23 protein-coding genes are annotated in these 26,740 nt (G+C 71.0%); 15 read left to right on the plus strand and 8 right to left on the minus strand.

Annotation, left to right across the window (positions count from 1 at the left end; genetic code table 11):
• Window positions 1-702: an SDR family oxidoreductase gene (locus ACP4J3_RS15445; protein ID WP_426534524.1), complete on the minus strand. Its 702-nt coding sequence runs from the start codon at window positions 700-702 to the stop codon at window positions 1-3.
• Between the two features lie 126 nt (window positions 703-828).
• Here ACP4J3_RS15445 and ACP4J3_RS15450 point away from each other — a divergent pair, with 126 nt between their 5' ends.
• The 3 genes from ACP4J3_RS15450 (at window position 829) to ACP4J3_RS15460 (ending at window position 3,505) form a co-directional block, all read left to right on the plus strand.
• Window positions 829-1,398, plus strand: a complete 570-nt coding sequence (locus tag ACP4J3_RS15450; RefSeq protein ID WP_426534526.1) for a TetR/AcrR family transcriptional regulator — start codon at window positions 829-831, stop codon at window positions 1,396-1,398.
• A gap of 245 nt (window positions 1,399-1,643) precedes the next feature.
• Window positions 1,644-2,459, plus strand: coding sequence for an oxidoreductase (locus ACP4J3_RS15455; RefSeq protein ID WP_426534805.1), 816 nt, complete (start codon window positions 1,644-1,646; stop codon window positions 2,457-2,459).
• Window positions 2,460-2,530: 71 nt separating this feature from the next.
• The gene (locus tag ACP4J3_RS15460; RefSeq protein ID WP_426534528.1) at window positions 2,531-3,505 is read left to right on the plus strand and encodes an NAD(P)H-binding protein; all 975 of its coding nucleotides are present in this window, start codon (window positions 2,531-2,533) and stop codon (window positions 3,503-3,505) included.
• A gap of 55 nt (window positions 3,506-3,560) precedes the next feature.
• On the opposite strand, the gene ACP4J3_RS15465 is transcribed toward ACP4J3_RS15460, so the two are convergent.
• Window positions 3,561-4,217: a hypothetical protein gene (locus tag ACP4J3_RS15465; RefSeq protein ID WP_426534530.1), complete on the minus strand. Its 657-nt coding sequence runs from the start codon at window positions 4,215-4,217 to the stop codon at window positions 3,561-3,563.
• A 192-nt stretch (window positions 4,218-4,409) separates the two neighbouring features.
• Here ACP4J3_RS15465 and ACP4J3_RS15470 point away from each other — a divergent pair, with 192 nt between their 5' ends.
• The 7 genes from ACP4J3_RS15470 to ACP4J3_RS15500 all read left to right on the plus strand — a co-directional run bounded on the left by ACP4J3_RS15470 (window position 4,410) and on the right by ACP4J3_RS15500 (window position 8,935).
• A complete protein-coding gene (locus tag ACP4J3_RS15470) occupies window positions 4,410-4,730 on the plus strand; it encodes a hypothetical protein (RefSeq protein WP_426534532.1) in 321 nt (106 codons plus the stop codon).
• A gap of 64 nt (window positions 4,731-4,794) precedes the next feature.
• The gene (locus tag ACP4J3_RS15475; RefSeq protein WP_426534534.1) at window positions 4,795-5,349 is read left to right on the plus strand and encodes a DUF5994 family protein; all 555 of its coding nucleotides are present in this window, start codon (window positions 4,795-4,797) and stop codon (window positions 5,347-5,349) included.
• A gap of 353 nt (window positions 5,350-5,702) precedes the next feature.
• Complete coding sequence (locus tag ACP4J3_RS15480) at window positions 5,703-6,041, plus strand: MerR family transcriptional regulator (protein ID WP_426534536.1); 339 nt, start codon at window positions 5,703-5,705, stop codon at window positions 6,039-6,041.
• Between the two features lie 231 nt (window positions 6,042-6,272).
• Window positions 6,273-6,476, plus strand: coding sequence for a cold-shock protein (locus ACP4J3_RS15485; RefSeq protein ID WP_426534538.1), 204 nt, complete (start codon window positions 6,273-6,275; stop codon window positions 6,474-6,476).
• Window positions 6,477-6,622: 146 nt separating this feature from the next.
• Window positions 6,623-8,092: a DEAD/DEAH box helicase gene (locus ACP4J3_RS15490; protein ID WP_426534540.1), complete on the plus strand. Its 1,470-nt coding sequence runs from the start codon at window positions 6,623-6,625 to the stop codon at window positions 8,090-8,092.
• Between the two features lie 155 nt (window positions 8,093-8,247).
• Window positions 8,248-8,583: a CBS domain-containing protein gene (locus ACP4J3_RS15495; protein WP_426534807.1), complete on the plus strand. Its 336-nt coding sequence runs from the start codon at window positions 8,248-8,250 to the stop codon at window positions 8,581-8,583.
• A gap of 64 nt (window positions 8,584-8,647) precedes the next feature.
• Window positions 8,648-8,935, plus strand: a complete 288-nt coding sequence (locus ACP4J3_RS15500) for an SCO5918 family protein (RefSeq protein ID WP_426534542.1) — start codon at window positions 8,648-8,650, stop codon at window positions 8,933-8,935.
• Window positions 8,936-9,106: 171 nt separating this feature from the next.
• On the opposite strand, the gene ACP4J3_RS15505 is transcribed toward ACP4J3_RS15500, so the two are convergent.
• Together ACP4J3_RS15505 and ACP4J3_RS15510 are read right to left on the minus strand one after the other, a co-directional pair.
• Entirely contained in the window at window positions 9,107-9,694 is a 588-nt protein-coding gene (locus ACP4J3_RS15505; RefSeq protein WP_426534544.1) for a TetR/AcrR family transcriptional regulator, read from the minus strand.
• A 492-nt stretch (window positions 9,695-10,186) separates the two neighbouring features.
• Window positions 10,187-12,523, minus strand: coding sequence for an ATP-binding protein (locus tag ACP4J3_RS15510; RefSeq protein WP_426534546.1), 2,337 nt, complete (start codon window positions 12,521-12,523; stop codon window positions 10,187-10,189).
• A gap of 616 nt (window positions 12,524-13,139) precedes the next feature.
• Between ACP4J3_RS15510 and ACP4J3_RS15515 the strand changes: the two genes are divergently transcribed.
• The 5 genes from ACP4J3_RS15515 to ACP4J3_RS15535 all read left to right on the plus strand — a co-directional run bounded on the left by ACP4J3_RS15515 (window position 13,140) and on the right by ACP4J3_RS15535 (window position 21,175).
• The gene (locus ACP4J3_RS15515) at window positions 13,140-16,370 is read left to right on the plus strand and encodes a bifunctional cytochrome P450/NADPH--P450 reductase (RefSeq protein WP_426534548.1); all 3,231 of its coding nucleotides are present in this window, start codon (window positions 13,140-13,142) and stop codon (window positions 16,368-16,370) included.
• 56 nt (window positions 16,371-16,426) lie between these two features.
• Complete coding sequence (locus tag ACP4J3_RS15520; protein WP_426534550.1) at window positions 16,427-17,833, plus strand: flavin monoamine oxidase family protein; 1,407 nt, start codon at window positions 16,427-16,429, stop codon at window positions 17,831-17,833.
• 51 nt (window positions 17,834-17,884) lie between these two features.
• Window positions 17,885-18,373 carry an SRPBCC family protein gene (locus ACP4J3_RS15525; protein WP_426534552.1) on the plus strand — a complete coding sequence of 163 codons (489 nt, stop codon included), beginning with the start codon at window positions 17,885-17,887 and terminating at the stop codon, window positions 18,371-18,373.
• Between the two features lie 43 nt (window positions 18,374-18,416).
• Window positions 18,417-19,481 carry a zinc-binding dehydrogenase gene (locus tag ACP4J3_RS15530; protein ID WP_426534554.1) on the plus strand — a complete coding sequence of 355 codons (1,065 nt, stop codon included), beginning with the start codon at window positions 18,417-18,419 and terminating at the stop codon, window positions 19,479-19,481.
• Window positions 19,482-20,035: 554 nt separating this feature from the next.
• Entirely contained in the window at window positions 20,036-21,175 is a 1,140-nt protein-coding gene (locus ACP4J3_RS15535) for a GDSL-type esterase/lipase family protein (RefSeq protein WP_426534556.1), read from the plus strand.
• Between the two features lie 104 nt (window positions 21,176-21,279).
• Here ACP4J3_RS15535 and ACP4J3_RS15540 read toward each other — a convergent pair whose 3' ends face one another.
• From ACP4J3_RS15540 to ACP4J3_RS15555, 4 genes are read right to left on the minus strand one after another with little or no spacing between them, the layout of a single operon-like run.
• The gene (locus tag ACP4J3_RS15540; RefSeq protein ID WP_426534558.1) at window positions 21,280-22,221 is read right to left on the minus strand and encodes a TIGR03619 family F420-dependent LLM class oxidoreductase; all 942 of its coding nucleotides are present in this window, start codon (window positions 22,219-22,221) and stop codon (window positions 21,280-21,282) included.
• Window positions 22,222-22,271: 50 nt separating this feature from the next.
• Window positions 22,272-23,969 carry an amidohydrolase gene (locus ACP4J3_RS15545; RefSeq protein WP_426534560.1) on the minus strand — a complete coding sequence of 566 codons (1,698 nt, stop codon included), beginning with the start codon at window positions 23,967-23,969 and terminating at the stop codon, window positions 22,272-22,274.
• Between the two features lie 46 nt (window positions 23,970-24,015).
• Window positions 24,016-24,996: an ABC transporter permease gene (locus ACP4J3_RS15550; protein WP_426534562.1), complete on the minus strand. Its 981-nt coding sequence runs from the start codon at window positions 24,994-24,996 to the stop codon at window positions 24,016-24,018.
• Window positions 24,993-26,735: a sugar ABC transporter ATP-binding protein gene (locus tag ACP4J3_RS15555; protein WP_426534564.1), complete on the minus strand. Its 1,743-nt coding sequence runs from the start codon at window positions 26,733-26,735 to the stop codon at window positions 24,993-24,995. The genes ACP4J3_RS15550 and ACP4J3_RS15555 overlap by 4 nt, the downstream gene beginning before the upstream one ends.
• Between the last annotated feature and the right edge of the window lie 5 nt (window positions 26,736-26,740).

Here is a 26,740-nt window from a genome sequence, read left to right on the forward strand (position 1 = left end):
TTACTTCGCCAGCTGGGCGTACAGCCCCGCCAGGTCGCCGGCCAGGCCCGTCTTGACCTGCCGCGAGATGTCGTCGGCGAGCACCTCGTACGCACCCGTCTCGATGCCGTCGAGGGCGAGGGCGGCCACGTCCCGGGGGTCGGACTTGGGTGCGTCGACGTCCGCCGCCAGGTCCGTGTCGACGTAGCCGACGTGCAGTCCGGTGACGGCGATGCCGCGCGGCTGCAGCTCCAGGCGCAGGGAGTTGGTCTGCGACCACAGGGCGGCCTTGGAGGCGCTGTAGGAGCCGCCGAGGGCCAGCCAGGAGAGCACGGAGTGCACGTTGAGGAGGTGGCCGCCGCCGTTGCGCTCGATGACCGGCACGAAGGCCCGGGTGAGAAGGAGCGGGCCGTAGAAGTTGGTCTCGAACTCCCGGCGCACGTCGTCGACCGGGGAGTCGAGGAAGGACGCGCCGACCGCGGCACCCGCATGGTTGATCAGTACGGTGACGTCCCCCGCCTGCGCTGCGGCGGCCGCCACGGAGGCCGGGTCGGTGACCTCCAGCGCGACCGGGACCGCATCCGGGTGCGTCACGGTGTGCGGGTCGCGGGCGGTGGCGTAGACCTTGCCGGCGCCGCGCGTGTACAGCTCCTCCACCAGCGCCTTGCCTATGCCGCGGCTGCCGCCGGTGACGAAGACTTTTGCGCCCTTCAAAACGGTCATGACTGCCTCCGCAGAGTGAGAAACCGATCGGTTTCCAGCTAGCGTAAACCGATCGGTTTCCACGCGCAAGCCGACGGGGAAACCGATCGGTTTCTATTTCGGTCCGCCTCGGGTTAACCTCGCGGTATGACCACCGAAGTGAAACCGAGCCCCAGGGAGCGGCTGCTGGAGGCGGCGGCCACGCTCACCTATCGAGACGGCGTGAGCATCGGCGTCGAGGCGCTGTGCAAGGCGGCGGGGGTGTCGAAGCGCTCCATGTACCAGCTCTTCGAGAGCAAGGACGAACTCCTGGCGGCAAGCCTGAAGGAGCGCGCCTCCGCCTATGTGGCGACCCTCCTGCCCGCGGCGGACGACGGCCGGTCACCCCGCGAGCGGATCCTGCATGCCTTCGAGCAGGTGGAATCGCAGGCGGGGGCGCCCGAGTTCCGCGGCTGCCGGTACCTGGCCGTGCAGATCGAGCTCAAGGACCAGAGTCACCCCGCGAGCCGGGTCGCCCATCAGGTCAAGGCGAATCTGACGGCCTTCTTCCGCGCCGAGGCCGAGCAGGGCGGGGCGGGCGATCCCGATCTGCTGGCCCGGCAGCTCAGCCTGGTCTTCGACGGCGCGAGCGCCCGCGCGGGGATTCAGGCCGACAACCTGACGGGGCTCGTCGCACCCACCGTGACCACCCTGCTCGACACGGCAGGCGTACGCTGACGCGTCCCCGCATCTGCAGCAAGAGCGTTTCGAGGCGCGTCGAGATCATCTGCGCGTAGGCGTCCGCCATCACCTGCATCACCTGCACGGCCCGCTCGGCGCGAAGAGATACGACTGACTGCGCACGCCTCTCCTGCGCACTGATCCCGCCCATGACGCCACCCCCTGCTTGGGCTTGCGCATGGAAACCGATCGGTTTACGGTAGCGGAAACCGATCGGTTTCGAGTGAGTGAGGGAGTCCATGATGACGACAGACCGGCCGGTGGCACTCGTGACAGGTGCGTCATCCGGCATCGGGAAGGAAACCGCGCTCGCCCTGGTCGCAGCGGGTTTCGACGTGGTCGGCACCGGCCGCGACACCTCACGCGTCACCCCGCTCGGCGGTGTGACGTTCCTCGACCTCGACGTGGTCAGCGACACCTCGGTCACCGCCGCGGTTCAGGAGGTGAGCGAGCGGTTCGGGCGGATAGACGTCCTGGTCAACAACGCGGGCGTCGGCTCGATGGGCGCGGCGGAGGAGACCTCCGTCGAGCAAGCCCGGTCCGTCTTCGACACCAACGTCTTCGGGGTCATGCGCATGGTGAACGAGGTGCTGCCGCACATGCGCGCTCAGCGACGCGGGCGCGTCATCAACATCTCGTCCGTGCTCGGGTTCCTGCCCCAGCCCTACATGGCCGCCTACGCCGCCTCCAAGCACGCGATCGAGGGCTACACCGAGTCCCTGGACCACGAGATCCGTGACCACGGCGTCCGGGCGCTCATCGTCGAACCCGCCTACACCCGGACCGGATTCGAGGCCAACAGTGCCAAGCCCGACACCCCCCTGCACATGTACGCGCAGCAGCGGCAGACCGTCGACCGCGTGATGGCGCAGGCGGTCAGGGGCGGCGACGACCCCGGCGTCGTCGCCAAGGCGATCGTCGCGGCGGCCACCGACCCGAAGCCGAAGCCGCGCTACACCGCAGGACCCTTGGCCGGACGCGCACGCGTACTGCGCCGCCTCGCTCCCGCCGGGGTCTTCGACAAGCAGATCCGCAGGATGAACCAGCTGGCCGGCTGACGCGCAGGCGCCGCCCGGGGTTTTCGAACCCCACCCCACTCCCGCCACCCCACCAGACAGAGGACACCTTGATGCCAGAGCGCAATCCCATCCTGATCACCGGTGCCGCCGGCGAGATCGGTGGTGTGAGCCGGACGATGGTCGACATGCTGCTTGGACAAGGGCACCGGGTACGGGCGTTCGTACGCCAGGACGACGAACGCGCGCACTCGCTCCGCCGGGCCGGCGCCGAGGTCTTCGTCGGTGACCTGCTCACCATCGCCGACGTGACGGCCGCACTGAAGGGGGTGCGGCGCATCTACTTCAGCATGAGCCTGTCGCCGTACTACACCGACGCCGTGAGCCTGATGGCCGCGGCGGCGCGGGCCCAGGGCGACATCGAGGTGTTCGTCAACATCTCCGAGTACGAGCAGTCGTTCATGACGTTCGACAGGATGACCGCGCCGGAGGCGGAGCGGCGCGCGTGGCTCGGCGGACTCGTCGCCGACTGGTCGCCGCAGCAACGGGCCCACTGGGTCGCCGAGCGGGTGCTGGAGTGGTCCGGCGTCCCGACCGTCAACGTGCGGGCGGCCTTCTTCGTCGAGAACCCCATCCTGACCTGGCTGGCCCTGGGCTCACTGGCCGACGGTGAACTGCGCCTGCCCTTCGGTGACCACCGGCTCGCGCCCATCGCCGGTTACGACGTCGCGGAACTGTGCGCGAAGATCCTCGCCGACCCGGCGCCGCACCTCTCCAAGTCCTACGCGCTCACCGGTCCGGAGCTCAAGGACATGCACGGGATCGCGGAGGACTTCGCGGCCGTGCTGGGGCGCCCGGTCACGTATGTTCCCGAAGACATCGAAACCTGGAACGAGACCTACGTGGACACCGGCATGTCCGCGTACCCGCACATCGCGGAGCATCTGAAGACCCTGACCCGGATCATCGGCCGCGGAGGATACGGCGGCATCACCGACGAGCTGGAAACCCTGCTCGGACGCCCGCCGAAGACCGTGCGGTGGGCGCTGGAGAACCATCCGCGCATCCGGAGGACGACAACCGCCTGAGCATCTGAGCGGTCCGCGGCACCGGACGTCGCGTACCGGATACGTCCGCAGGCCGTCACGGCCCCACGACCAGGGCGCGGCATCGCGTCGAACCGGGTGCGTCCTTGGAGTCGGCCGCCACGGGGCGCCATCCCCAGGAACGCAGTGCCCGAAGGGTCACGGTGTCGCGGCGGTCCACCAGCATGACGCCGAGCACGGCGGGATGGTCGGTGAGTCCGGCGGAGTGGTCGGCGAGCAGTCGGCGCTGCAGGCGCCGGGCAAGGTTCCAGGCACGGGCCTGGTTCTGGGTGCGCACCTCGGAATGAACCACGAGCCCGGCGATCGCGAAGAGCCTCCCGCAGGCGGCGAGACTGCGCAGGTCCCGCGGGAGATACCGGTCCAGACCTCGCCACCAGGGCCCGTGCGCTCGTATCGGAAAGCCGTACGCGCATCCCGTCAGTACGACGTCCACCCCGGCCGCTTCCCGGAGCACGCCCCTCTCCGCGACCAGCAGGGCGAAACCCGGCCGTTGCACCTCGACGGCAAGTCGGCGCAGGAAGAGCTCGCGGTCCTGGTTCCACGCCCGCGGACCGCCTCCGGAGGTCTGCGCGTACAGGTCGCCCAGTTCCCGCAGCCGGTCCTCGATCTGCCATCGGGACAGGGGGCGGATACGTTCCCCTTCCAGAGGCGACGGCCCCTGTCGACCCCTCTGATCGGGCCCGTTGACGGTCATGAGGCGTGTCCTGCCCTGGGGCCGGACGGGACCGGCCCGGCGTCGTCGTCCGCCGAGAACGGCACCGACGCGGGAGCCGGCGCACGAAGAACCCTCGGCCATTTCACCGTACTCCCGCCCACGTACGACCGGGGCGGCTCGGGCGTACGGTGGAACTACCGGAGGCGACGGCAGTGGAGAGCGGTGACGTCCATGCGATCGATGTCCGAGCGCTCCGACGACGTCGACAGCACCCCCGAGGTCCGGTGGACCCCGCCCGTGGGCGAGGGGCTCGCCGAGGTACGCGTCGTCGCGACGGACCCCGCCACGGCGCAACGGGTCGTGCATGCCCTGCGCCAGGTGTTCGCGTCCGACGAACCCCGCAGCTATCCCACCGGCCCGGACGGGCGCGGCACCCTGCTCCACCTGACGGTCGACACCCGCCACGCCGCCGACGCCCCGCCCGCGCCCTCGCCCTGGCTGGACAGCAGCCGTTCCCAGGCCCAGCGCACACACACCGACGAGCCCGGCTGACGGACCGGGCCAGGAGTAGCGTGGGACATGAGTCCGGTACGTCGGCTCCGGGCCCCGTCGGCCCATGGTCGTGAGCCGCTGCCGGAACCCGCACAGGCAGGTGAGCACAGTGCCCGGTACCGATCCCCCGCCCGCGTCGGGGCTCCTTCCGGACGGCGTCCACCAGTCCGTACGCCCCGGGACGGCCCTTCTGCGGTTGGAAACGACACATGACCGCCGAGGAGTCCTCGACGGTGCCTGGTGGCCGCGCTCCCGTGATGTCGCCGCAGAGCTGCCCGGCCTGGTCAACGCGCTGACCGAGCACCTCGGAACCGTCACCCGGGTCGGGCTGGACTCCGCCGCCTGGGACGGGCTGCCGACGCGCCTGGTCGTCGACGGCCGGGTCGTGCACATCGACGCGTCGTCCGTGGGCGACGACACCGTCCTGGTCACCCGCGGCGGTCAGGACCTCTTCTCCCTGCTCGTCGTACCGCCGGACACGCCGCCCGGCGCGGCGCGGGCAGCGATGGGCCAGGCGGTGCGTGCCGACAACCTCAAAGGGGCCGGGCAGATCCTCGTGGACACCGGTGCCGAGCCGTCCTCGTCCCCCTCCGCCGGCGGGTCCACGGCGCCGTCATGATCCGTGCGGCCGATGTCCGGGCTGCCCGCCGGGCAGGAGGAGACGACCTTCCGCTACCGCGACATGGCGTACCGGCTTCCTGCTGCTCCTGCTCGTGGCCGTCGTCCTCGGAGTCATCGCCGATGTGGCGTTCGTCGCGGTAGCGGTGTCACGGCGTGTCGCCGACGCCCCGTGCGGCCCGTGCGGACCGTTCGGCCCGGCCTGCGCGGCAGGCGAAAGATTGTCACGGCGAGGACACTCTCCGGACCCGCCGGAGTTAGGGTTGTCGCACGAGGCAGACGGTGCCGGCCCCTTCGGAGCACGGGTGCCGCGCACGGCCGGGCCCCTCGCCGCATCCCGACAACGAAGGTGCCATGCCCGCTGAGAACGCCCCCGTCGCCGGGAACCTCGACGACGACGACTACCCCGCCTACACCATGGGCCGGGCCGCCGCCGTCCTCGGCATCACCCCGGCCTTCCTGCGCGCCGTCGGCGAGGCCGAGCTGATCACTCCGCTGCGTTCGGAGGGCGGCCACCGCCGGTACTCCCGCCGCCAGTTGCGCAGGGCAGCCCGCGCCCGCGAACTCGTCGACCAGGGCACCCCCATCGAGGCCGCGTGCCGCATCATCTCCCTCGAGGACCAGCTCGACGACGCCCTGCGCCTGAACCGGGAAATGCGCCGGAAGCTGGACGAGGGCGGCGCGGATATCTAGTCCCGCGGCTACAGAAACACGGAAGGCGGCGGAATGAGAATTTCCACTCGATCCCGAAAATCCGTGACCTCTTCCACCGATCCTGTGTTAACGTGATACCCGTTGCAGTTTTGGTTGGCGGAGATTTAATTCTTTGCAAAGCTTTCCGGATCTTTCCGGAGGGGCGATCACAGCGGCGACTCGGATCCGTAAAGTGCGGAGTCCGACACTGCCCCCAAAGGGAGATTCAATATGGCATCTGGCATCGTGAAGTGGTTCAACGCGGAAAAGGGCTTCGGCTTCATCGAGCAGGAGGGCGGCGGCCCGGACGTCTTCGCCCACTACTCGAACATCGCCACCCAGGGCTTCCGCGAGCTTCAGGAAGGCCAGAAGGTTACCTTCGACGTCACGCAGGGCCAGAAGGGCCCGCAGGCCGAGAACATCGTTCCTGCCTGACGCTGACGCGAAACGTTCGACCAAGGCCCGCACTCTTGGGGTGCGGGCCTTTTCGTTTTCTTTTTCGGCTCATTCTTGCGAATCCTCGTTCGGCCTCCCCCGCTGGACGGAATTCCTCGATACGCCGCATCGAGGAAGGTTCCTCCATGAACCGCACCCGTCGTACCGGCGGTGGTTCCGGTCGCTTCCGTACCGGCGGAAGCTCCGCGCGCTCGGCAGGCAGAAACCGCGTTCCGGGGGCACGCTCCGCGGCGCGCCCACAGGAGTTCACCCTGCCGGTCACCCGCACGGTGCCGCTGCCGGCGGTCGGCACGTTCGCCGAACTGGACATGCCCGAACGTCTGCTGACCGCGCTCCGCGCCGAGGGCGTGACCGTGCCCTTCCCGATCCAGGCGGCCACACTGCCGAACGCGCTGGCCGGACGGGACGTGCTCGGCCGGGGGCGCACCGGCTCTGGCAAGACGCTCGCCTTCGGCCTGCCCGTGCTGGCCCGGCTGGACGGGCAGCGGGCCCGGCCCCGGCAGCCGCTCGCTCTCGTCCTCGTACCCACCCGGGAACTGGCCCAGCAGGTCACCGACGCGCTCGCCCCCTATGCGCGCGCCCTGCGTCTGCGGCTCGCCACCGTGGTGGGCGGCATGGCCATCGGCCGCCAGGCGAGTGCGCTGCGCGGCGGAGCCGAGGTCGTCATCGCGACGCCCGGGCGCCTCAGGGACCTCATCGAACGGGACGACTGCCGGCTGGACCAGGTCGCCGTCACCGTCCTGGACGAAGCCGACCAGATGGCCGACATGGGGTTCATGCCGCAGGTGACCGCACTCCTCGACCAAGTGGGGCCGGGCGGCCAGCGGTTGCTGTTCTCGGCCACCCTGGACCGCAACATCGACCTCCTGGTACGCCGCTACCTCCACGACCCCGTGGTCCACTCGGTCGACCCGTCCGCCGGCTCCGTCAGCACCATGGAGCACCATCTGCTGCACGTGCACGACGGCGACAAGCACGCCACCGCGACCGAGATCGCCGCACGCGACGGGCGAGTGATCATGTTCCTGGACACCAAGCACGCGGCCAACCGACTGGCCAGGCACCTGCTGTCCGTCGGCGTGCGCGCCTCGGCCCTCCACGGAGGCAAGTCCCAGCCGCAGCGCACCCGGACGCTCGCCCAGTTCAAGGACGGCCATGTCACGGTCCTGGTGGCCACCAACGTCGCCGCCCGCGGGATCCACGTCGACGACCTCGACCTCGTCGTGAACGTCGACCCGCCCGGCGATCACAAGGACTACCTGCACCGCGGTGGCCGTACCGCCCGCGCCGGCGAGTCCGGCACCGTCGTCACCCTCGTCCTGCCGCACCAGCGTCGCGCGGTGGACCGTCTGATGGCCGACGCCGGCATCACACCGCGTTCGGTCCGGGTCCGTCCGGGCGAGGCCGAGCTGCACCGCATCACCGGCGCCCGGCCCCCCTCCGGCGTGCCCGTCATCCTCACCGCACCGGTCACCGAGCAGAGCGAGCACACGGGCCCCGCCGGCCGGAGCCGGAGGAAACGGGGTACCGGCCGCGGCAGAAACGGACGCACCACCGCCCGAACGCGCCGCTCCACGCCGAGGAACACCCCCTAGCCAGGCACCGGGACTCGCTCCCGGCGGCCGGGCGGGCCTTCGCCCGTCCGGCCCGCCCCGAGGAAGAGGAGAAGCCCTTGACGTCCCTTTCGCCTGCGCCGCGCACGCGGCAGGCCGAGAGCGCCGACGGCACCGGTCTGACCGCCCGTGATGCCATGCACGCCCCCGGGCCCCAGGTGGACGACCACATGACCGTCGACGTGGCGCTGTCCGTGCTCATCAGTGCCCGCGTCCCGCATCTGCTCCTCCAGGACGCGGACGGGCGGTGTGCGGGGCTGGTCACCCGGGCGCAGCTGTCCGCGCATCGTGGCGGCTCGCGGTACGGCGACCGGACGCGGCTGCGGGACATCCCGCTCGACCGCGGACCGTTCACCTCTTCCATGGCCGTACTCGACGAGGCGGAAGTCGCCATGCGGGTCCGGACCCTGGACGTTTCCCCCGTGATCGACGAGCACGGCTACGCCCTGGGCGTCCTCGCTCTCCCCTGTTGACCGCCGTCGCACGGCCGGTCCCTGAGGTGTCCGGTGTTTCTCCCCCAACTCTGTGGAGGCATCCATGCGTTGTGTCATCGCCCGTTTCCCCTTCGACCTGACCAAGAGCGAGGTCGAGCAGTCGATGAGCGGCATCGCTCCCGAACCTGTCACCGGCGTGTCCGTGACCATCGACCACCGCGTCTACCCCGTGATGCAGGTCGGGGAAGTGATCACCAGGCAGAACCGCCGCGACTTCACCACGGGAGAGATGTTCCGGGCACTGACCCGGCTCGGCTTCACCTGCCACGACGCGCGTCCGGTCACGCCACCCCGGGACGCGCGAGCCGACGAGGGTGCGCTGGGCTGGTGACGCGCTGGTCCCCGCTGCGCACCGACACCGGTCGCCGGCCCGTTTCGGGCCCTTGGGCTTCGAAGAGCGCCGGCCGGTGGCCTCGACGTGCGCTGGTGCGACCTCTCCCCCGCCGGCCGTAAAGCCCCGCTGGGGACGGAGCCGCGGTGCGGCGTGGTGTCGGGAGCGGCCTCAGGCCATGGCCAGGACGGCCGAGACCAAGGCCCGCAGGCAGACGCGCTCGGCTTCCTCGTCCGGCAGGGAGAGGTGCTGCATCGTCAGTCCGTCGAAGCCGGCCAGGAAGAACCTCGCGACCGTCTCAGCGGGCCGGCCGAGCTGGTGACCGGTGCGTTCGGCGGCCTGGTCGACCAGCTTCGTCGTCACCGCCAGGACCTCGCTGTAGTGGCTGTGAAGAGCCTCCTTCAGGTGTGGCGTACGCATGGCGAACATGCTCAGCTCGGTGAGCAGTTGATGCGAGGCGGGCTGCTCGAGCACGGTACGCCAGAGCGCTTCGGCGAGCGTGACGATGGTTTCCTCGAAGCTCGCGTCCGCGGGCGCGGCCTGTGTCACCTGGGCGATCAGGTCGTGCGTGAGCTGTTCCATGACGGCCCGGTACAGCTCCTCCTTCGTGCCGAAGGTGTAGTGCACGGTCGCCTGGGCCACACCGAGCTCGGTGGCGATGGCGCGGGTACTGCCGGCGGCGACGCCCTCCCTGGCCATGAGGGCGATGGCCGCCTTGATCAGTTGGGGGCGGCGCTCCGCCGCGGACACATGAGCCATGACACGATCCTATCCGACTCAGTCTGTCGAACAGGTCGCTCGACAAGGCCCAGGGCCGCCGCCTGTCAGAGGGCGATCCTCGATGGAGGGGCTCGATCTCCCTGACGGTCCGGACCGAGTCGGGCTCGAACGGGCCCCGTCACCGCGTCACGGACGCCCCGTACACCGCGGCCATCGCCGGAACCGAGGCGGCGGTCGCGGAGGTGCCCCAGGTCGAAGCCGTCACAGGCCCGGGCCTCTCCGCGGCTGTCCCGGCCGACCGGAGCACGGCGATCGTGCGGGTGCGGTACTCGGTGCGGCGGGCCGAGGTACGCCCTCGTCCCTGGACGTGATCGAACGGGCGGCCGAGGCGGCCGAGACGAGCGGGCTCAGGACTTCGGCCGGCGGCAGTGCCTGCGGCAGCGACGGCGTGCACACAGGGGTCCGTCATCCGGCCCCTGCCGAAGCGGTGGGTGATCGAGCGGACCACGTCGGCGAACCGGCCGCGCTCCGTTACGGGGTCGTGCCGGTCGGGTGGTGATTCGCCACCCACCAGGCGGCGACCCGGGCACGGGAGCGGAATCCGAGCTTGGCCAGGATGTGCTCGATATGGCGGTCCACCGTGCGCGGTGACAGGTCGAGCGCCGAGGCGATCTGCCGGTTGCTCATGCCCTCGGCCACCAGGGCGGCCACCTCCTTCTCCCGGGGGGTCAGGGGACGCGAGGGGGCAGCTGCGGCGCTCCGCCCGGCGTCGGCCGACGCCGTCAGGGCCAATTCGACCGCACAGGCCGGACTGTCGTACCGACTGCCCTCCGTGACGGCCTTCTCGAACGCCGCCGGGCCGAGGGCCTCCACGGTTTCCTTCTCGAAGTGGGTCTGGAAGTGGGACATATGAGGGCCGAACGCGCCAATGGATGTGCCGATGACCCGCCACAGGGCACGGGCCGCGCCCTGCAGACGGGCCGCCATCCGGTGGTCGCCGCAGGAGCCGGTGATCCAGGCGAGGAGGCCCACCAGCATCGCGCTTCCTATGGGGTCGTTGAAGCTCCGCTGAATCTCCAGCCCGGCCCGCGTCATCCGGACGGCGTCGTCGCTGTCGCCCCGTATCCAGGCGTCGAAGCCCAGTGCCCACAGTGCGTAGGCGCGGCACAGCCGCTCCCCGTGTGCCTCCGCCACAGCCACCGCCTGTGTACCGGTCTGCGCGGCGCCCGGGTCTCCGAGCTGCGCTTTGGCGACGGCCAGCAGAAAGAGCCAGAACACCGTCGCGCGTGTCTCGTTCAGCGCGTCCAGTTGGTCCACGGCCTGCTCGCACAGGGCCACGGCCGCCTCCGGACTCCCCCGGAACAGCGCCGACATGGCGCGGAATCCCATGACCAGCGCCCGCGCCCGCTGATCGTCCAGTTGATCGCTCAGCGTCCCGGCCTCGTCGAGCCACCGGTCGGCCACTGCCGGATCGCCTTGCAGGAGCGCCGCCCAGGCAGCCGCCACCAGGGCGTTCGCCCGCGTCCGGGTGGGTTCGGGCGAGGCTGCGAGCAGCCGGCCGAGCCAGCGGCGTCCGTCATCGAGGGCACCCCCGGCGCACCAGTGGAATCTCAGGGCCTCGGCCAGTGCCAGCGCCGTCTGGGCGTCACCGGGGTCCGACGCCGCGGTCCGTGCCCGGTCCGGATCCTGGGCCGGGGCCCGTGCGTCGCCGCGCCTCAACGCCGCCAGGAAGTTGTCGTGTTCGGTGCGGAGCCGTGCCAGTGCCGCTTCCTGTCCGGGACCGTACCAGTCGTCGGCGGTGCGCTTCGCGAGGGCGAGGAAGTACTGACAGTGCCGCCGCCGCAGGACGGGCTCTTCTCCTGACTCCGTGAGCCTGTGCATCCCGTACTCACGAATGCTCTCCAGCATCCGGTAGCGGACCGCATCCCCGCGCTCGACGGCCAGGACAACCGACTGGGCGATCAGAGCGTCGAGGAGGTCCAGCACGTCAGGACGGGCGATCCCCTCACCAGGACAGACATGCTCGGCTGCCTCCAGGCTGAAGCCGCCCACGAACACCGAGAGCCTGTTCCACAGGATGCGCTCGGCAGGGGAGCACAACTCGTAGCTCCACTCGATCAGTGCGCGCAGGGTGCGATGCCGGGGGCGGGCGGTTCGGTTGCCGCTCGTGAGCAGTGCGAAGCGGTCTTCCAGACGGTCCGTCAACTGTCCGATGGTGAGGGTCCGCAGCCGTGACGCGGCCAGCTCGATGGCCAGCGGCAACCCGTCCAGTGCGGCACACAGACGCGCTGCCCCGTCTCGATTCGCGTCACGGAGCCGGAATTCCGGCCGGACGGCGGCTGCCCGGGCCACCAGCAGGTCCACTGCCTCGTTCAGGGGCAGAGCGGGTACGTCGAACACGTACTCGCCGACGATGCGCAGTGTGCGGCGGCTCGTTGCGAGGATCCGCAGTCGCGGAGCGGCCGACAGAAGCATCTGAGCCAGTTCCGCACTGGCGTCCACGACGTGTTCGCAGTTGTCCAGCACGATCAGGGCGTGGCGCCGGGAGAGATGAGCCGCGAGTTTCTCGACCACGGGTCTGGAGCCGACGTCCCGCACGCCCAGAGCTGCCGCCGCCGCGCCGACCACGGCCTTCGGGTCCAGTACGGGGGCCAGGTCCACCAGCCACACCCCGTCCGGAAAGGCGTCGCCGGCCGCGGCAGCCGCCTCCAACGCGAGCCTGGTCTTACCGATACCGCCCGGCCCGGTGAGTGTCAGCAGCCGCGCGGCTCCGAGGAGATGACGGATCTCGGCGATATCGCACTGTCGGCCGATGAAAGTGGTCAGCGCCGCAGGCAGGTTCCCCGCCCCTGAGGCCTCAACGGTCACCGGTGTCTCCCACCCGTCAGAAAAACGCCACTGCGCGGACGCCGAGAGACAGCAGGGAGCAAGTCCGTGGAAACCGTCCGTGGCCAGGACGCCGACGTCCCGAGCCGACACCTTATGCCCGCGGTCTCGGTCACGGAACGGAGCTGCAGTGGTGAGCAGGAACGCATCGTGAGGGTCGTGGCCCCCCTGTAGAACTACCCATAGTCAAGAACAGGCCAGGCGTAGATGCTTCTCTGCATGAAGCGCACGCCGTCGGCACCGGTCGCGCGCCCCTGGCCGTGGCGCGTGCCGTGGACGCCTCGCCGGAGGGCCCTCGACCCCGCAGGACGTACCGCGCGGTCCGTCGGCGTCGGCGTCTCCGACTGAGGCCACCGGCCCCAGAATCCGCTACTGCACCAGTGGCGTGGCCGCGTCGTCGGCCGGGCACCGTTGCCCTCCTCGCCGACCTGGGTCCGGCGGCGCGCCGACACGCGCACACCACGCACACCGCCCACGGTCCACGACGAGCCTTCATGCGACTCTGTCAAATAACCCAGTCAGACGACATTGTCACTCGACAATGTTTGCTTGTAGATTGACAGCCATCGCTTGCCAGCCGTGATCGAAAGGCATGTTCATGTCCCGTGCGCCTCTTTCCGACACCGAGCCGATCCCCGAGCGCCCGGCTCTTCCCCTGATCGGCCATGCACTCGACGTCCCCGGCGGGGCCGAAGGTCTCGCCTATGTCATGAAGGAGGCCAAGGAGCTGGGGCCGCTGTTCAAGCTCCGGATCTTCGGCAACGAGATCAACTTCGTCTCCGGGCTCGATCTCGTCTCCGAGCTGGCGGACGAGAGCCGGTTCCGTAAGAACGTCCACCCCGATCTCGTGATCCTGCGGGAGGTCGGCGGGGACGGGCTGTTCACGGCCTATGGCGACGAGCCCAACTGGCGCAAGGCGCACGACGTCCTGATGCCGGCGTTCTCCCTGGGCGCGATGCGGGGCTACCACGCGACGATGCTCAAGGTCGCCCGGGAGCTGATCGCCAAGTGGGACCGGGCGGCCGGGGAGGTTCCGGTGGACGTGGCCGCCGACATGACCCGGCTGACCTTCGACACGATCGGGCTGTGCGGCTTCGGCTACGACTTCGAATCCTTCCGCCGCGACGAGCCGCATCCCTTCATCACGGCGCTTGCCAGGGCGCTGGACTTCGCTCAGGCCAAGGGCGAGTCCATCCCCGGGGCCGAGCTGTTCCAGTGGAAGAAGGCGGAGCAGTTCCGCAACGACGTCACCTTGATGAAGGACCTGGTCGACGATGTGATCCGGCGGCGCAGGGCGGACGGCGACCAGAGCACCGACGACCTGCTGGGCCGGATGCTGCACACCCGCGACGAGGTGAGCGGTGAGCCCCTGGACGACGTCAACATCCGCTACCAGGCGATCACTTTCCTCATCGCCGGTCACGAGACCACCAGTGGCCTGCTGTCGTTCGCGCTGTACTACCTGACCAAGCACCCCGAGGTACTGGCCCGCGCCCAGGCGGAAGTGGACGCCCTGTGGGGCGATACGGCCGACCCCGACCCGCAGTACGCGGACATCGGCAAGCTCACCTACGTCCGCCAGATCCTCAGCGAGAGCCTGCGGCTGTGGCCCACGGCGCCGTCGTACGCGGTCGAGCCCCTTGCCGACACGGTCATCGGCGGCAAGTACGCCGTGCGCCAGGGCGAGTCGCTGATGGTGCTGATCCCGCAGCTGCACCGGGATCCCGCCTGGGGGGACAACGTCGAGCTGTTCGACCCGGAGCGGTTCTCGGCCGAGCGGGAGGCCGCACGCCCGGTCCACCTGTTCAAGCCGTTCGGCAACGGCGAACGGGCCTGCATCGGCCGCCAGTTCGCGCTGCACGAGGCGACGCTCGTCCTCGCCCTGCTGGTGCACCGGTTCCGCCTGATCGACCACACCGACTACCAGCTCAAGATCAAGCAGTCCCTCACCCTCAAGCCCGACAACTTCACCCTGAACCTGGCCCGACGCGACAGCGGCGAGCGCCGTCTGCCCACCGCCGTCGCCACCGCCATCGGCACATCCGCTGAACAAGCGCGGCCCACCGCCCGGCGTGCGGCCGGTACGACACTGACCGTGCTGCACGGCTCCAATCTCGGGACCTGCTCCGGCATAGCCGCCGACCTCGCCGTGGACGGCGACGAGCACGGCTTCGCCACCGCCGTCGCCTCCCTCGACGACGCGGTGGGCGAACTCACCGCCACCGGCGGCCCGGTGGTGATCGTCGCCGCCTCCTACAACGGCAGGCCCACCGACGACGCCGCCCGGTTCGTGTCATGGCTGGAGGAGTTGGAGCCCGGCTCGCTCGACGGCGTCCAGTACGCGGTGCTCGGCGTCGGCGACCGCAACTGGGCCGCCACCTACCAGCGCATCCCGACGCTCATCGACGAGCGGCTCGCCGCCGCCGGTGCGACGCCCCTGCTGGAGCGTGGCGCCGCCGACGCCGCGGGGGACTTCGCCGGCACCGTCGACCGGTGGACCGGCGACCTGTGGAACGCCCTGCTGGAGAAGTACGGGAGCCCGGTGCGGGCCGGCGCCGAACCGGCCGGACAGAGCGGCGAAGCCGACGCCGACCAGGGGCTGTACGAGCTTCAGGACGCCACTCGGTCGGTCACCGGACCGCTCGCGGCACGGCACGGCGTACAGCCCATGGAGGTGCTGGACGCCTACGAACTGGTCGACATGGACCACCCGCTCGGCCGCTCCAAGCGCTTCCTCCGGCTGCGGCTGCCCGACGGCGTCACCTACCGCACCGGCGACCACCTCGCGGTGCTCCCGCGCAACCCGGCCGCCCTCGTGCAGCGGGTCGCCGACCGCTTCGGCCTCGACCTGGACCGCACCGTACGGCTGAAGGCACGCCGCCGCAGCCGGGGCGCCCTGCCCGTCGACCGTCCGCTGACTCTGCGTCAACTACTCACGGACTTCGTGGAACTGCAGGACACCGCAGCCCAGGAGCAGGTCGCCGTACTCGCCGAACACACCGCCTGCCCGCCCGAGCGCCGCCCCCTGGCGGAACTCGCCGAGGCCAAGCCCGACGCATTCCGCGAGCAGGTCACCGACGCCGGGTGCAGCCTGCTGGACCTGCTGGAGCGCTACCGGGCCTGCGAGCTGCCGTTCGAGCACTTCCTGGAACTGCTGCCCGTCCTGCGGCCACGGCACTACTCGATCTCCTCGTCCGCCGCGGCCGCGCCCGGCGAGGTGGACCTGATGGTGTCCCTCCTCAAAGCCCCGCACCGCGGCGGCGAGGGCACCTTCCACGGCATCGCCTCCCACTACCTGCAGACCGTCGGCGCGGGCGACACCCTCCAGGCGCGGGTGCTCCCCTGCAGCGAAGACTTCCGTCTGCCGCAGGACCCGGCCGTCCCCGTGATCCTGATCAGCGCGGGCACCGGAGTGGCACCCTTCCGCGGCGCCGTCCTCGACCGGCTGCACGGCAAGGCGACCGGAACACTGCTGTGCTACTTCGGCTGTGACCACCCGGACGTCGACTTCCTCCACCGCGAGGAACTCCAGGCGGCCGAGGACGCCGGAGCCGTCAGCCTGCGCCCCGTCTTCAGCCACGCCCCCGAGGACGGCGCCCGTTTCGTCCAGGACCGCATCGCCAAGGAGAGCGCCGAGGTCTGGTCGGTCCTGCAGGCCGGAGGACGGGTGTACGTCTGCGGCGACGGGCGCCGCATGGCCCCCGGCGTACGCGCAGCGCTCCAGGCCGTCTACCGCGAGCACACCGGAGCCGACGCCGACGAGGCCGCCGCCTGGCTGACCGCCATGACGGAGTCCGGCACGTACGTCGAGGACGTCTGGGCCGGCTGACCCGGTCGGCGCGCACTCCACACGCACTCTGCACATCAATGACCAAAGGACAGATCATGACCGATACGCAGAGCACTGCGGCCGCAGACCACCGCGGGAGCCGCACCACTGATGTCGTGGTGATCGGTGCGGGGCTGGCCGGCCTGACGGCGGCGCGGGAACTCGTCGCGGCGGGCAAGTCGGTGGCCGTGCTGGAGGCCCGGGACCGGGTCGGCGGCCGGCTGCTCAACCACGACCTCGGCGACGGCCAAGTCACGGAGATCGGCGGGCAGTTCGTCGGCCCGACCCAGGACCACATCCTGGCGCTGGCCAAGGAGGTCGGCGTGGCCACGTACCAGGCCGCCGTCCCCGGCGAGACCGTCTACGTCAACGACGGCAAGGCCAAGCGGTTCACCGGGCACACCCCGCCGGACCTGTTCGCGCTGCCGGACACGGGGATCGCCCTGGCCCGCATCGGCCAGGCCGCGGCCAAGGTGGACCCGGCCGCCCCGTGGCAGGCCCCCGACGCCCGCGAACTGGACGGCATGACCTACGAGACCTGGCTGCGCAAGGCCGAGATCACCGGCGACGCCGTCGACATGATCAGCCTCTTCCTCAACTCCGCCTACGGCGGCGAAGCCCGCGACGCCTCCGCCCTGTTCAGCCTCTGGTACGTCGCCACCTTCGGCAACGAGACCAACCCCGGCACCATGGAACGCGGCACCGGCACCACCGGCGGCGCCCAGGACAGCCGGTTCGTCGGCGGCTCCCAGCTGGTCGCCCAGCGCCTCGCCGAGGAACTCGACGGCCGCGTCCACCTGTCGGCGCCGGTGCGGCGCATCAGCCAGGACTCCACCGGTGTCACCGTGGTCTGCGACGCCGGCGACTGGCGGGCCGAGCGGGTCATCGTCGCCGTACCGCCGCTCGTGGCCTCGCGGATCGTGTGGGACCCGCTGCTTCCGGCCCAGCAGGACCAGCTGTTCCAGCGGCTGCCGTTCGGCACCCTCATGAAGTGCGTGGCCGTCTACGACAAGCCGTTCTGGCGGGAGGACGGGCTGTCCGGCATGGGCCTGCTGCGCGGCGGCTCCCCCGTCCGCGAGATGTTCGACAACACCCCGCCCGACGGCGGACCGGGCGTGCTCATGGGCTTCCTCGGCGGCAAGGAGTGGCGCAAGTGGGCCCACCGCCCCGCCCGCGAGCGGCGCGGAGCCGTGCTGCGCTGCTTCGCCCAGGTCGTCGGGGACCGCGCCTTCGACACCGTCGACTACGTCGAGCAGGACTGGACCGCCGAGCAGTGGACCCAGGGCGGCCCCACCTCCGTCGCCGCCCCCGGCGTCCTCAGCGACTTCGGCCAGTGGATGGGCCGCCCCCACGGCCGCGTGCACTGGGCGGGCGCCGAGTTCTCCCCGTACTGGAACGGCTTCATGGACGGCGCGGTCCGCTCCGGCCGGACGGCGGCCGCCGAAGTCCTCGACCGGGACTGAGCGCACAAGGGACTGAGCACAAAAGGCACCCGACAAGAGAGGGAAACACCCATGAACCACTACGTCGTCACCGAGACCGCCGTCATCGACGCCCCCCTCGGGCGGGTGTGGGACGTCATCTCCCGCACCGACCGGTACGCCGAGTGGGTGGCCGGAGCCATCGAGGTCACCGACCACCACGGCATCGCCACCGTCGGCAAGACCTACTCCGAGCGCAACCGCACCCTCGGTCCGCTCAAGACCGACTCGGTCTGGACCGTCAGGGAGATCGAGCCCCTCAAGCGCCGCGTCGACACGGGCACCGGGTTCGCCCCGCTCCAGGACGTCACCAACATCTTCGAATTCCAGCCGGTCCAAAGCCCGGACGGCCGCGAAGTGACGGAGATGCTCTACCAGGTCGAGTACACCATCGCCCTCGGCCCCCTGGGGCTGCTCCTCGACTCCATCCAGCAGCCCGCGATGCGCGCCGGCATGCGCACCTCCATGGCCAACCTCAACACCCTGATCCGGTCAGAGGACTTGAGCACCGGTCGCCGGTGACGCCGGTCATCCATCCCCTTCTCAGAGAACCGAGGTGCGCATCATGTCCACCACCATGCTGGCCGGACGCCTCCACCTGGACACCCACACCTTCGCGGTCGAAGAGGTCCCCGTTCCCGTCCCCGGTCCCGGCGAGGTGCTGATCGAGGTCAGGGCCGCCGGAGTGTGCCTGTCCGACGTCCATCTGATCGACGGCAGCCTCACCCCTGCCTTTCCTGTCGAGGCGGTCACCGGTTCGGGCGCGGTCACCCTCGGCCACGAGGTCGCGGGCGTCATCCACGCCCTGGGCCCCGGCCTGTCGGGGGACTGGGCCCCCGGCATGCGCGTCGCCCTGCAGGCCGGCCAGACGTGCGGAGCGTGCACCGACTGCATGCGCCGCTCCCCCTGTCCACGGCCGCTCACGCGCGGCGTCGACTACGACGGCGGCTGGGCCGAGTACGCCGTCGCCCGGGAGGACACCCTCGCTCCCCTCCCCGACCACCTGCCCTTCGACCAGGCCGCCATCATCCCCGACGCGGTCTCCACGCCCTATGCCGCGATCATCGAGACCGGGATGGTCCGGCCGGCCCAGTGCGTCGGCATCTGGGGCGCCGGCGGTCTGGGCGCCCACGGCATCCGGCTCGCCCGCCTGGCCGGCGCCGCACCCGTCATCGCCGTCGACCCGCTGCCCGAAGCCCGCGAACGGGCCCTCGCCTTCGGCGCCGACCTCGCACTCGACCCCACCGACCCCGGATTCGCCGAAGCGGTGGGCCGGGCCACCGGCGGCCGCGGCCTCGACGCCGCCTTCGACTTCGCGGGTTTCCCAGCGGTCCGCGAGCAGGCTGCCGCGCTCCTGGGCGCCGGCGGTGTCCTCGTCCTGGCCGGCCTCACGCCGGAACCGCTCACCATCACCGACAGCACGTCCTTCAGCTACCGCGGCAACCAGATCCGCGGTCACTACGGCTCCGGACCCGAACACGTGACCAAGCTCATCCGCCTTGCCGCCGCCGGCAGGCTCGACCTGGCGCCTTCCATCACCGATCACATTCCCCTGGCCGAGGCGGCCGACGCCGTCACCCGGCTGGAGCGGAAAACCGGCAACCCGATCCGCCTCGTCCTCACCCCGTGAACCAGTTCATCGACGAGTTCAATAAGGCGTTCGGGGTCGGGCAGATCTTCCCTGTGCTGCCCAACTCCACGGAATATGTACCCGGTTTAACCTCGAGCGCACCCGCATTCTGTGACCGGCACCATTCGCCCCGGAGCGGTTCAGTGCGTGCACGTGGGCGGACCGCCGCGCGGGGGACTCACCACACAGTCGATCACTCAGCGAATGGCTACGCACGAGTCCGGTAACCAATTCGCGTCCGGTCGAGCCTTTCTGACGATTACACGCGCCTTTGTAATCGTTCCTTTATCGGCTCCCCGTGCCAATCCCGTGCCCCCCTTGCTAGGTTGAAGCCCACGCCTCCGAGACGAAGTCAGGTAAGTCTCGCAGCTTCACAGAGGCAGAATTCCCTAAGCCTTCACCGAGGCTTTTCTTGGATGCCCGAAAGCCGAACCGGCCGAGCCTTGCTGCTTCCAGCCACGCCTCTCGGCGTCCAAACCCCCCAACACATCAGAAAGCGCCCGTAAGTGATGAGATCCCTTCAGCGTTTCGGTCCCCGGCTGGCCGTCTCCGCCATGACGATCGTGCTGAGCACGCCCGGACTGGCCACTGCCGACGAGGCGACCGGCGGCAAGGACACCACCTACTACATCTCGCTCGGCGACTCCCTGACCACCGGCTACCAGCCGGACGTCGACAAGGACACCGACGTCGCCTACACCGACCAGCTCTACGCACAGCTCAAGCAGCGCACCCCCGGACTGAAGCACATACGCCTGGGCTGCACCGCTGAGACCACCGAGTCCCTGATCAGCGGCGGAAAGTGCGACTACCCGAACGCCAAGTCCCAACTGGACGCCGCCCTGAAGGCCATCGCCCAGCACCAGGGCAAGGTCGCCTACGTGACGCTCAGCGTGGGCGCGAACGACATCCTCCTCAACTGCGTCAGCCGCCCGGCCGGCACCCTCGACGGGGCGTGCCTGAACAGCCGGAGCCAGACCATGGCGAAGAACCTCGCCCAGATCGCGGGCGCGCTCCGCCAGGCGGGCGCGGACAACACCCAGTTCGTGGGCTCGACCTACCACAACCCGTTCCTGGGAGCCTGGCTGCAGGGCCCCGCGGGACAGCAGGCCGCCAAGGAGTCGGCATCCCTGCTCAAGGCCGCCAACACGGGGATCAGCCAGGTGTACAAGTCCACCGGCTTCAAAGTCGCGGACGTGGCCGGGGCCTTCTCCTCGGACGACTTCACCACCCAGGTGAACGTGCCCGGCGCGGGCGAGGTGCCGGCGAACGTGGCCAAGATCTGCCAGCTGACCTGGGCGTGCACGAAGCAGGACCCGCACCCCAACGCCGACGGCCACAAGGTCATCGCAGGCGCCTTCACGGCGGTGCTCGCCGACAGTGCCGCACCCGGTGACGGCGAGTCGCCGGCGCCCAGCGAGCCGGCCACGCCCGGTGACGGTGCGTCCCCGGCACCCAGCGAGCCGGCCTCGCCCGAAGCGGAGGAGTCCCCGGCCTCCAGCGAGCCGGCCACGCCCAAGCCCGACACGGGCACGGACACGGGGCCGAACGACCCCACCACGAACGGAGATCTCGCCGAGACCGGCGCGTCGAGCAGCACCCCCGTCCTCGCGGGTACCGGTCTCGCCGTCCTGGCCGCCGGCGCCGCCGCGGTCTACTTTGCGCGCAGGCGCCGTACGAGCGAACAGAGCTGACGGACAGTCACTAACTCGCACTTGAACCGCAGGCCGCTCGTGGTGTCACGGGCGGCCTGCTCGGCTACGGACGGCCGGCGGTTTGCTGGGACTGATCGTCGGCGTCAAGGTGCGATGATCTCCACGCGTCGCATCACCTCGCGGCAGAACGGCCCGACGCCGTCCGGGTCGTCGATGAACTGGTTCGGCTTGACGCAGAAGGTGGTGAAGCCCTGCTCCATCTGTTCCGGCAGGGAGGCCAGGGCCGCGCCGAGGTCGGCCGGTGAGTGGTCGTCGGGGAAGACGGCCTGGGTACCGCCGATCAACTCCAGGTCGGCGTTGTCCCGCCCGGCCGCGGCCATCGACTCCTTCAGCGTGTGCAGATCCTCCGGGGTCGGCCTGCCGAGCGGGTGGAAGCCGTGGCCGTACTCGACCAGACGGCGCAGGACGGGGCCGTGGAGGCGCTGTCCGCCGAACCACAGCCGTGGGCCTTCGGGGCGGTACGCCTTGGGCTCGAAGTGCACGTCCCGGAACGGGTAGTGCTCGCTGTCGTGGGAGATCGGCGACGGTCCCCACGCCTTGGCCCAGACCTCCAGGTGCTCGTCCAGGAGCCGCCCGCGCCGGGCGAACGGCACGCCCAGCGCTTGGTACTCGTCCCTGCTCCAGCTCACCGTGGGCTGGACGACCAGCCGCCCCTCGCTGATCAGGTCGAGCGTGCCGAGTTCACGGGCGAGCAGGAGCGGGTGCCGCAGCGGTGCGAGGACGGCCGCGGCGGCCAGTCGCAGCCGTGAGGTGACCGAGGCCATGGCTGCGAGCAGGAGGAGGGAGTTGGGCCAGGGGGTGTGCGGGTCCTGGTTGCCGGGGAGGGCGTAGGCGCGGGGGTTGTCCATGATTCCGGCGGCGGCCGCGTCCGGGCCGAGGACGATGTGTTCGCTGACCATGACCGCGTCGAAGCCGGCGTCCTCGGCCTCGCGTGCCCAGCGCACGGCCGTCGGCAGGTCGGCGCGGCCGCCGGTCAGGGTCCAGTTCTCGCTCAGGACGAGCAGCATGCGCGGGTGGGTCGGCATCTCGGGGCTCCTCAGGGCTTCTTGGGACTCCTGGGTCCCTGGTCGCGGGGTCAGTGCTCGTGGACCACGCGGCCGTCGAAGACGGTGAGGTCCACCTGGACGTCGGTGATGTCGTGCGGGTCGAGGTCCGTCAGGGAGCGGTCCAGGACGCACAGGTCCGCGACCTTGCCCGGCTCGATCGTGCCCTTCCAGCCGTCGGCGAAGTCCTGCCACGCCGGGGTGGCGGTGTACGCGCGCAGGGCGGTGGCCAGGGGCACGCACTGGTCGGGGCCGCTCGTGCGGCCGCTGGCCCTGGACTCGCGCAGCATCATCGAGGCGACGCCCTGCCGCCAGTCGGGCTCCGTGATCGGCGCGTCGGAGCTGGCGCACACCCGGACGCCGGCCTCGACCGCGGACCGTACCGGCCACTGGTATGCGGAGCGCTCCGGGCCGACGACCTCGTCCATCAGGTCGGAGATGGTCCACTTGATGGCCGGGTTCATGTTCACGCCGTAGCCGTGCGCGGCCAGCTTCGCCAGGCTGCCGGCGCCGATGAAGTCGCCGTGAATGACGTAGTGGCGGGCGTCGGGGCGGGGTGCCGCGGCGTTCGCGGCGGCGAAGGCGTCCACCACCGTGTCGATGGCCCGGTCGCCGGTGACGTGCACGCCGAGCTGGAAACCGGCCTCATGCGCGAGCCCGATCATCTCGCGCAGCTCCGCCACCTGGAGCGCGGGTGTGTCGCCGTGCACGCACAGGGAGCCATGGCCGCCCTCCGGGTACGGCTCGCTCATCCAGGCCGTGCGGTTCGGCGGCACCCCGTCCGCGAAGATCTTCACGCCGATGGCGTTCAGCAACCGCGGATCCGGCGACTGCGGGCGGCGGAGTTCGGCCAGGCCCTTGCGTACGTCGTCGGCGGAACCGCCCATGGGTGCGGGGAGCAGGAGGACGCTGATGCGGGCGTGGAGTTCGCCGGCCGCCGCGAGTTCGGCGTACGCGGTCCAGTTGTCGGTGCTCAGGCCGCCGAAGAGGGTTCCGGTGCCGCCGGGGCCGAGGCCGGGTTCGGTGTAGCTGGTGATGCCGCGGGAGTGGAGTTCGCGGACCACTGCCTGGATGGCCTGGCGGCGCTGGGCGATCGTCGGGGTGGGCAGGGCGGTCTGTACGAGCCGCTGGGCCGACTCGCGCAGGATGCCGGTCGGCTCTCCGCCGGAGTCGCGGTCGATGACACCGCCGGGCGGCGCCGCCGTATCGGCGTCGATGCCGCAGCGGCGCAGTGCCTCGGAGTTGGCCCACACCATGTGCGAGGAGAAGTCCGTCAGGCAGACCGGGTGGTGCGGGGCGATCGCGTCCAGGTCGCGGCGGTGCGGGAAACGGCGCGGGTCGGCCAGGCACTCCGCGAGATAGCCGGGGTCCCAGCCCAGGCCGACGATCCACTCGCCGGGCCGGGCCGCCTGCACCGCCCCTCGCACCGCGGCGGCGATGTCGGCGATCGAGCCCACGGTGGGGTGGCCGACGTCGATGGCGAAGGGGGGCTTCGTCATGCCGTAGGCCGCCCCGTGCAGATGGGAGTCGTTGAGGCCGGGCAGCACGGTCCGGCCGCCGAGTTCGACGACCCGGGTGCCGGGGCCGGCCAGGGCGCGCATCTCGGCGTCGCTGCCTGTGGCGACGATGTCCCGGCCGCGTACGGCGACGCCTTCGGTGACGGTGAAGTCGCGGTCGACGGTGAGGACATGACCGCCGGTCAGGACGAGGGTGGGAGCGGTGCGGCTCAAGGAGACCTCTTTCATCAAGGGGACGAAGCGCAAGGATCAGGGGCGGTCAGCGCGCCCTGCGGGGCGCGAAGTACGCCAGTGCCGCGCCCGCCACCAGCGCGGTGCCCTGGGCGATCTGCTGCCAGAACGTGGGCACGTCCAGCAGGGTCAGGCCGTTCTGCAGGCAGCCCAGGAACAGCACGCCGAGCAGGACACCGAGGATCGAGCCGGAACCGCCGGTGAGCGCGACCCCGCCCACCAGGACGGCGGTGAGCACGGCCAGTTCGAACCCGGTGCCCGAGGTCCCGGCGACCACGCTGTCCAGCACCGATGCCTTGATGGCCCCGGCCAGGGCGGCCGCGACGCCGGTGACCACGAAGAGCGCGAACGGGGTACGGCGGATGTTGATGCCCGAGAGATGGGCGGCCTCCCGGTTGACGCCGATGGCGAACACGTGACGTCCGGCCGGCGTGAGCGCGAGGAACAGGGCCCCCGCCGCCAGGACGAGCGCGGCGACGACGACCGGTGCGGCGACGCCTGCGATCCGCGCCCCGCCCAGCCAGGCGAAGCCGGGGCCGAAGCCGCTCAGCGGCAGCGGGAAGAGCTGCTGCGCCAGCCCTCGTACGGCGGTCAGCATGCCGAGCGTCACGATGAACGCCGACAGGCCGAGGTAGCAGCACAGGACGCCGTTCACCGCGCCGACGGCCGCTCCGGCGGCCAGCGCGCCCACGACGGCGACGACGGGTGACTGTCCCTGCCCGGCCAGCCACCCCGCCACCAGCCCGCCGAGGGCGAGCGTGGAGCCGACCGACAGGTCGAGGTAGCCGCTGATGACCAGCAGGGCCAGCGGTACGGCGACGATGGCCAGGGTGGCGGCGTCGGTGGCGATGCCGCGCAGGTTCGCCGGGTCGAGGAAGCTGCCCGTGGACAGCTGGAAGACCAGCACCATCGCGGTGAGTACGGCGATCAGCGGCTGGCGCCGTACGGCGGTCAGCCCACCCGTGGCGAGGACCCGGGGGTGGGTGAGGGCGGAGTCGGCGGTGGTCATGCTGCTCCTTCGGCGGGCGCGGTGGTGGTGCCGGTGGTCCCGGTGGAGCCACCGTCGGCGTCGGCTCGCGCATCCGGGCCCGCTGCTTGTGATCCGGCGTCATGGGCGGCCGACAGCAGGGCCTGTTCGGTGAGTCCGGTGCCGGTCAGTTCGCCGACGACGCGACCGGCGGCGACGATCAGGCAGCGGTCCGCGAGGGCGAGGACCTCCTCGGGGTCGCTGGAGGCGAACAGCACGGCGGTGCCCCGGTCGGCGGCGAGCGAGGACACCACCTGGTAGATCTCCTGCCGGGCGCCGACGTCGACGCCCTGCGTCGGCTCGTCCAGCAGCAGGACGTCCACGTGCCGGACCTCGTTGATCCACCGGCCGAGGACCAGTTTCTGCTGGTTGCCCCCGGAGAAAGCGGCGGCGGGCAGCCGGGGCCGGACCGGTCGCAGTCCCACCGCCTCGGCCAGCGCACCGAAGACGCGGCGCTCGGCGCCCAGCGCCCGTACCCCGGCCCGTGCGAGGGGACGGATGGCGGGCAGCATCGCGTTGTCCTGCGCGCCGAGCCCCGGAAAGAGTCCCTGGCGGCGCCGGTCGGCGGGAACGAGCGCGATCCCGGCGGCGAGCGCCTCGGCGGGACGGGCCGGTGCCACGGTCCGGTCACCGACCCGGATCGTCCCGCCGTCCGCGCGGCGCCTGCCGTACAGGGTCTCCAGGAACCTCGTACGGCCGGAGCCCATGAGTCCGAACAGACCGACGCGTTCCCCTTCGGCGACCGTGAGGCTCACCGGTCCGAAGCCAGGACCGTGCAGGGCGTGGACGGCGAGACGGGCAGGCCCGGCTGCCCGTGCACGGGGGCGCACCTCTCCTCGGCGGGTGTCGGAGTGCGTCCCGCCCGGTTCAGGGGATGCCGGTTCGCACAGGTGCTCGGGGACGGCCTCCGGTGGCTCGCCCGTGCTGCCGGGCACGGCGGCTCGGTCGTGCCGCTCCTGCGGTTCGGGCTCGCGCGGATGGTTCCGGGCCGCCTGGGCAGGCCGGCCGGCGATCGCCTCCACGAGCTCGCGCCGCGTCTGTCCCGCCACCGCCGAGTGGTGGGCGACCCGCCCGTCCCGCAGCACGGTCACCGCGTCCGCGAGCCGCTCGACCTCCGACAGCAGATGGGTGACGTACACGATGGCCAGCCCCTGCGCGCGCAGGTCCTCGACCCGCCCGGCGAGGGCGTCGCTCTCGGCCGCCGACAGGGCCGCGGTCGGCTCGTCCAGTACGAGGACGGACGCGCTGCGGCTGAGCGCCTTGGCGATCTCCACCAACTGCCGCTGGCCCATGGGCAGGTCACCCACCCGGTCGCGCGGGGAGCAGGAGGCCGCGACCCGCTTCAGCAGCCCGGCGGCGACCTCCTCCTGGGCGCGCCGGTCGATACGGCCGTAGCGGGTCCACTCCTGGCCGAGGAAGATGTTCTCGGTCACCGTGAGCGCGTCGACCACGCTCAGCGTCTGGAAGATGATCGCCACGCCCGCGTCGATCGACTCGCGCGGGCTCAGCCGGGCGTACGGCCTCCCGCCGATCTCGATCGTGCCCGCGTCCGGCGGGTAGGCGCCGCCCAGGCACTTGATGAGGGTGGACTTGCCGGCGCCGTTGTGGCCGAGTAGGGCGTGGACCTGCCCCATCGGCACGGTCAGGTCCACGCCGTCCAGGGCCCGCACCCCGCCGAAGGACTTGCTCAGCCCCCTTATGCGCAGGTTCACCGGTGTCATGGCGG

It is taken from the genome of Streptomyces sp. UG1 (assembly GCF_049974585.1).
Classification (GTDB): Bacteria; Actinomycetota; Actinomycetes; order Streptomycetales; family Streptomycetaceae; genus Streptomyces.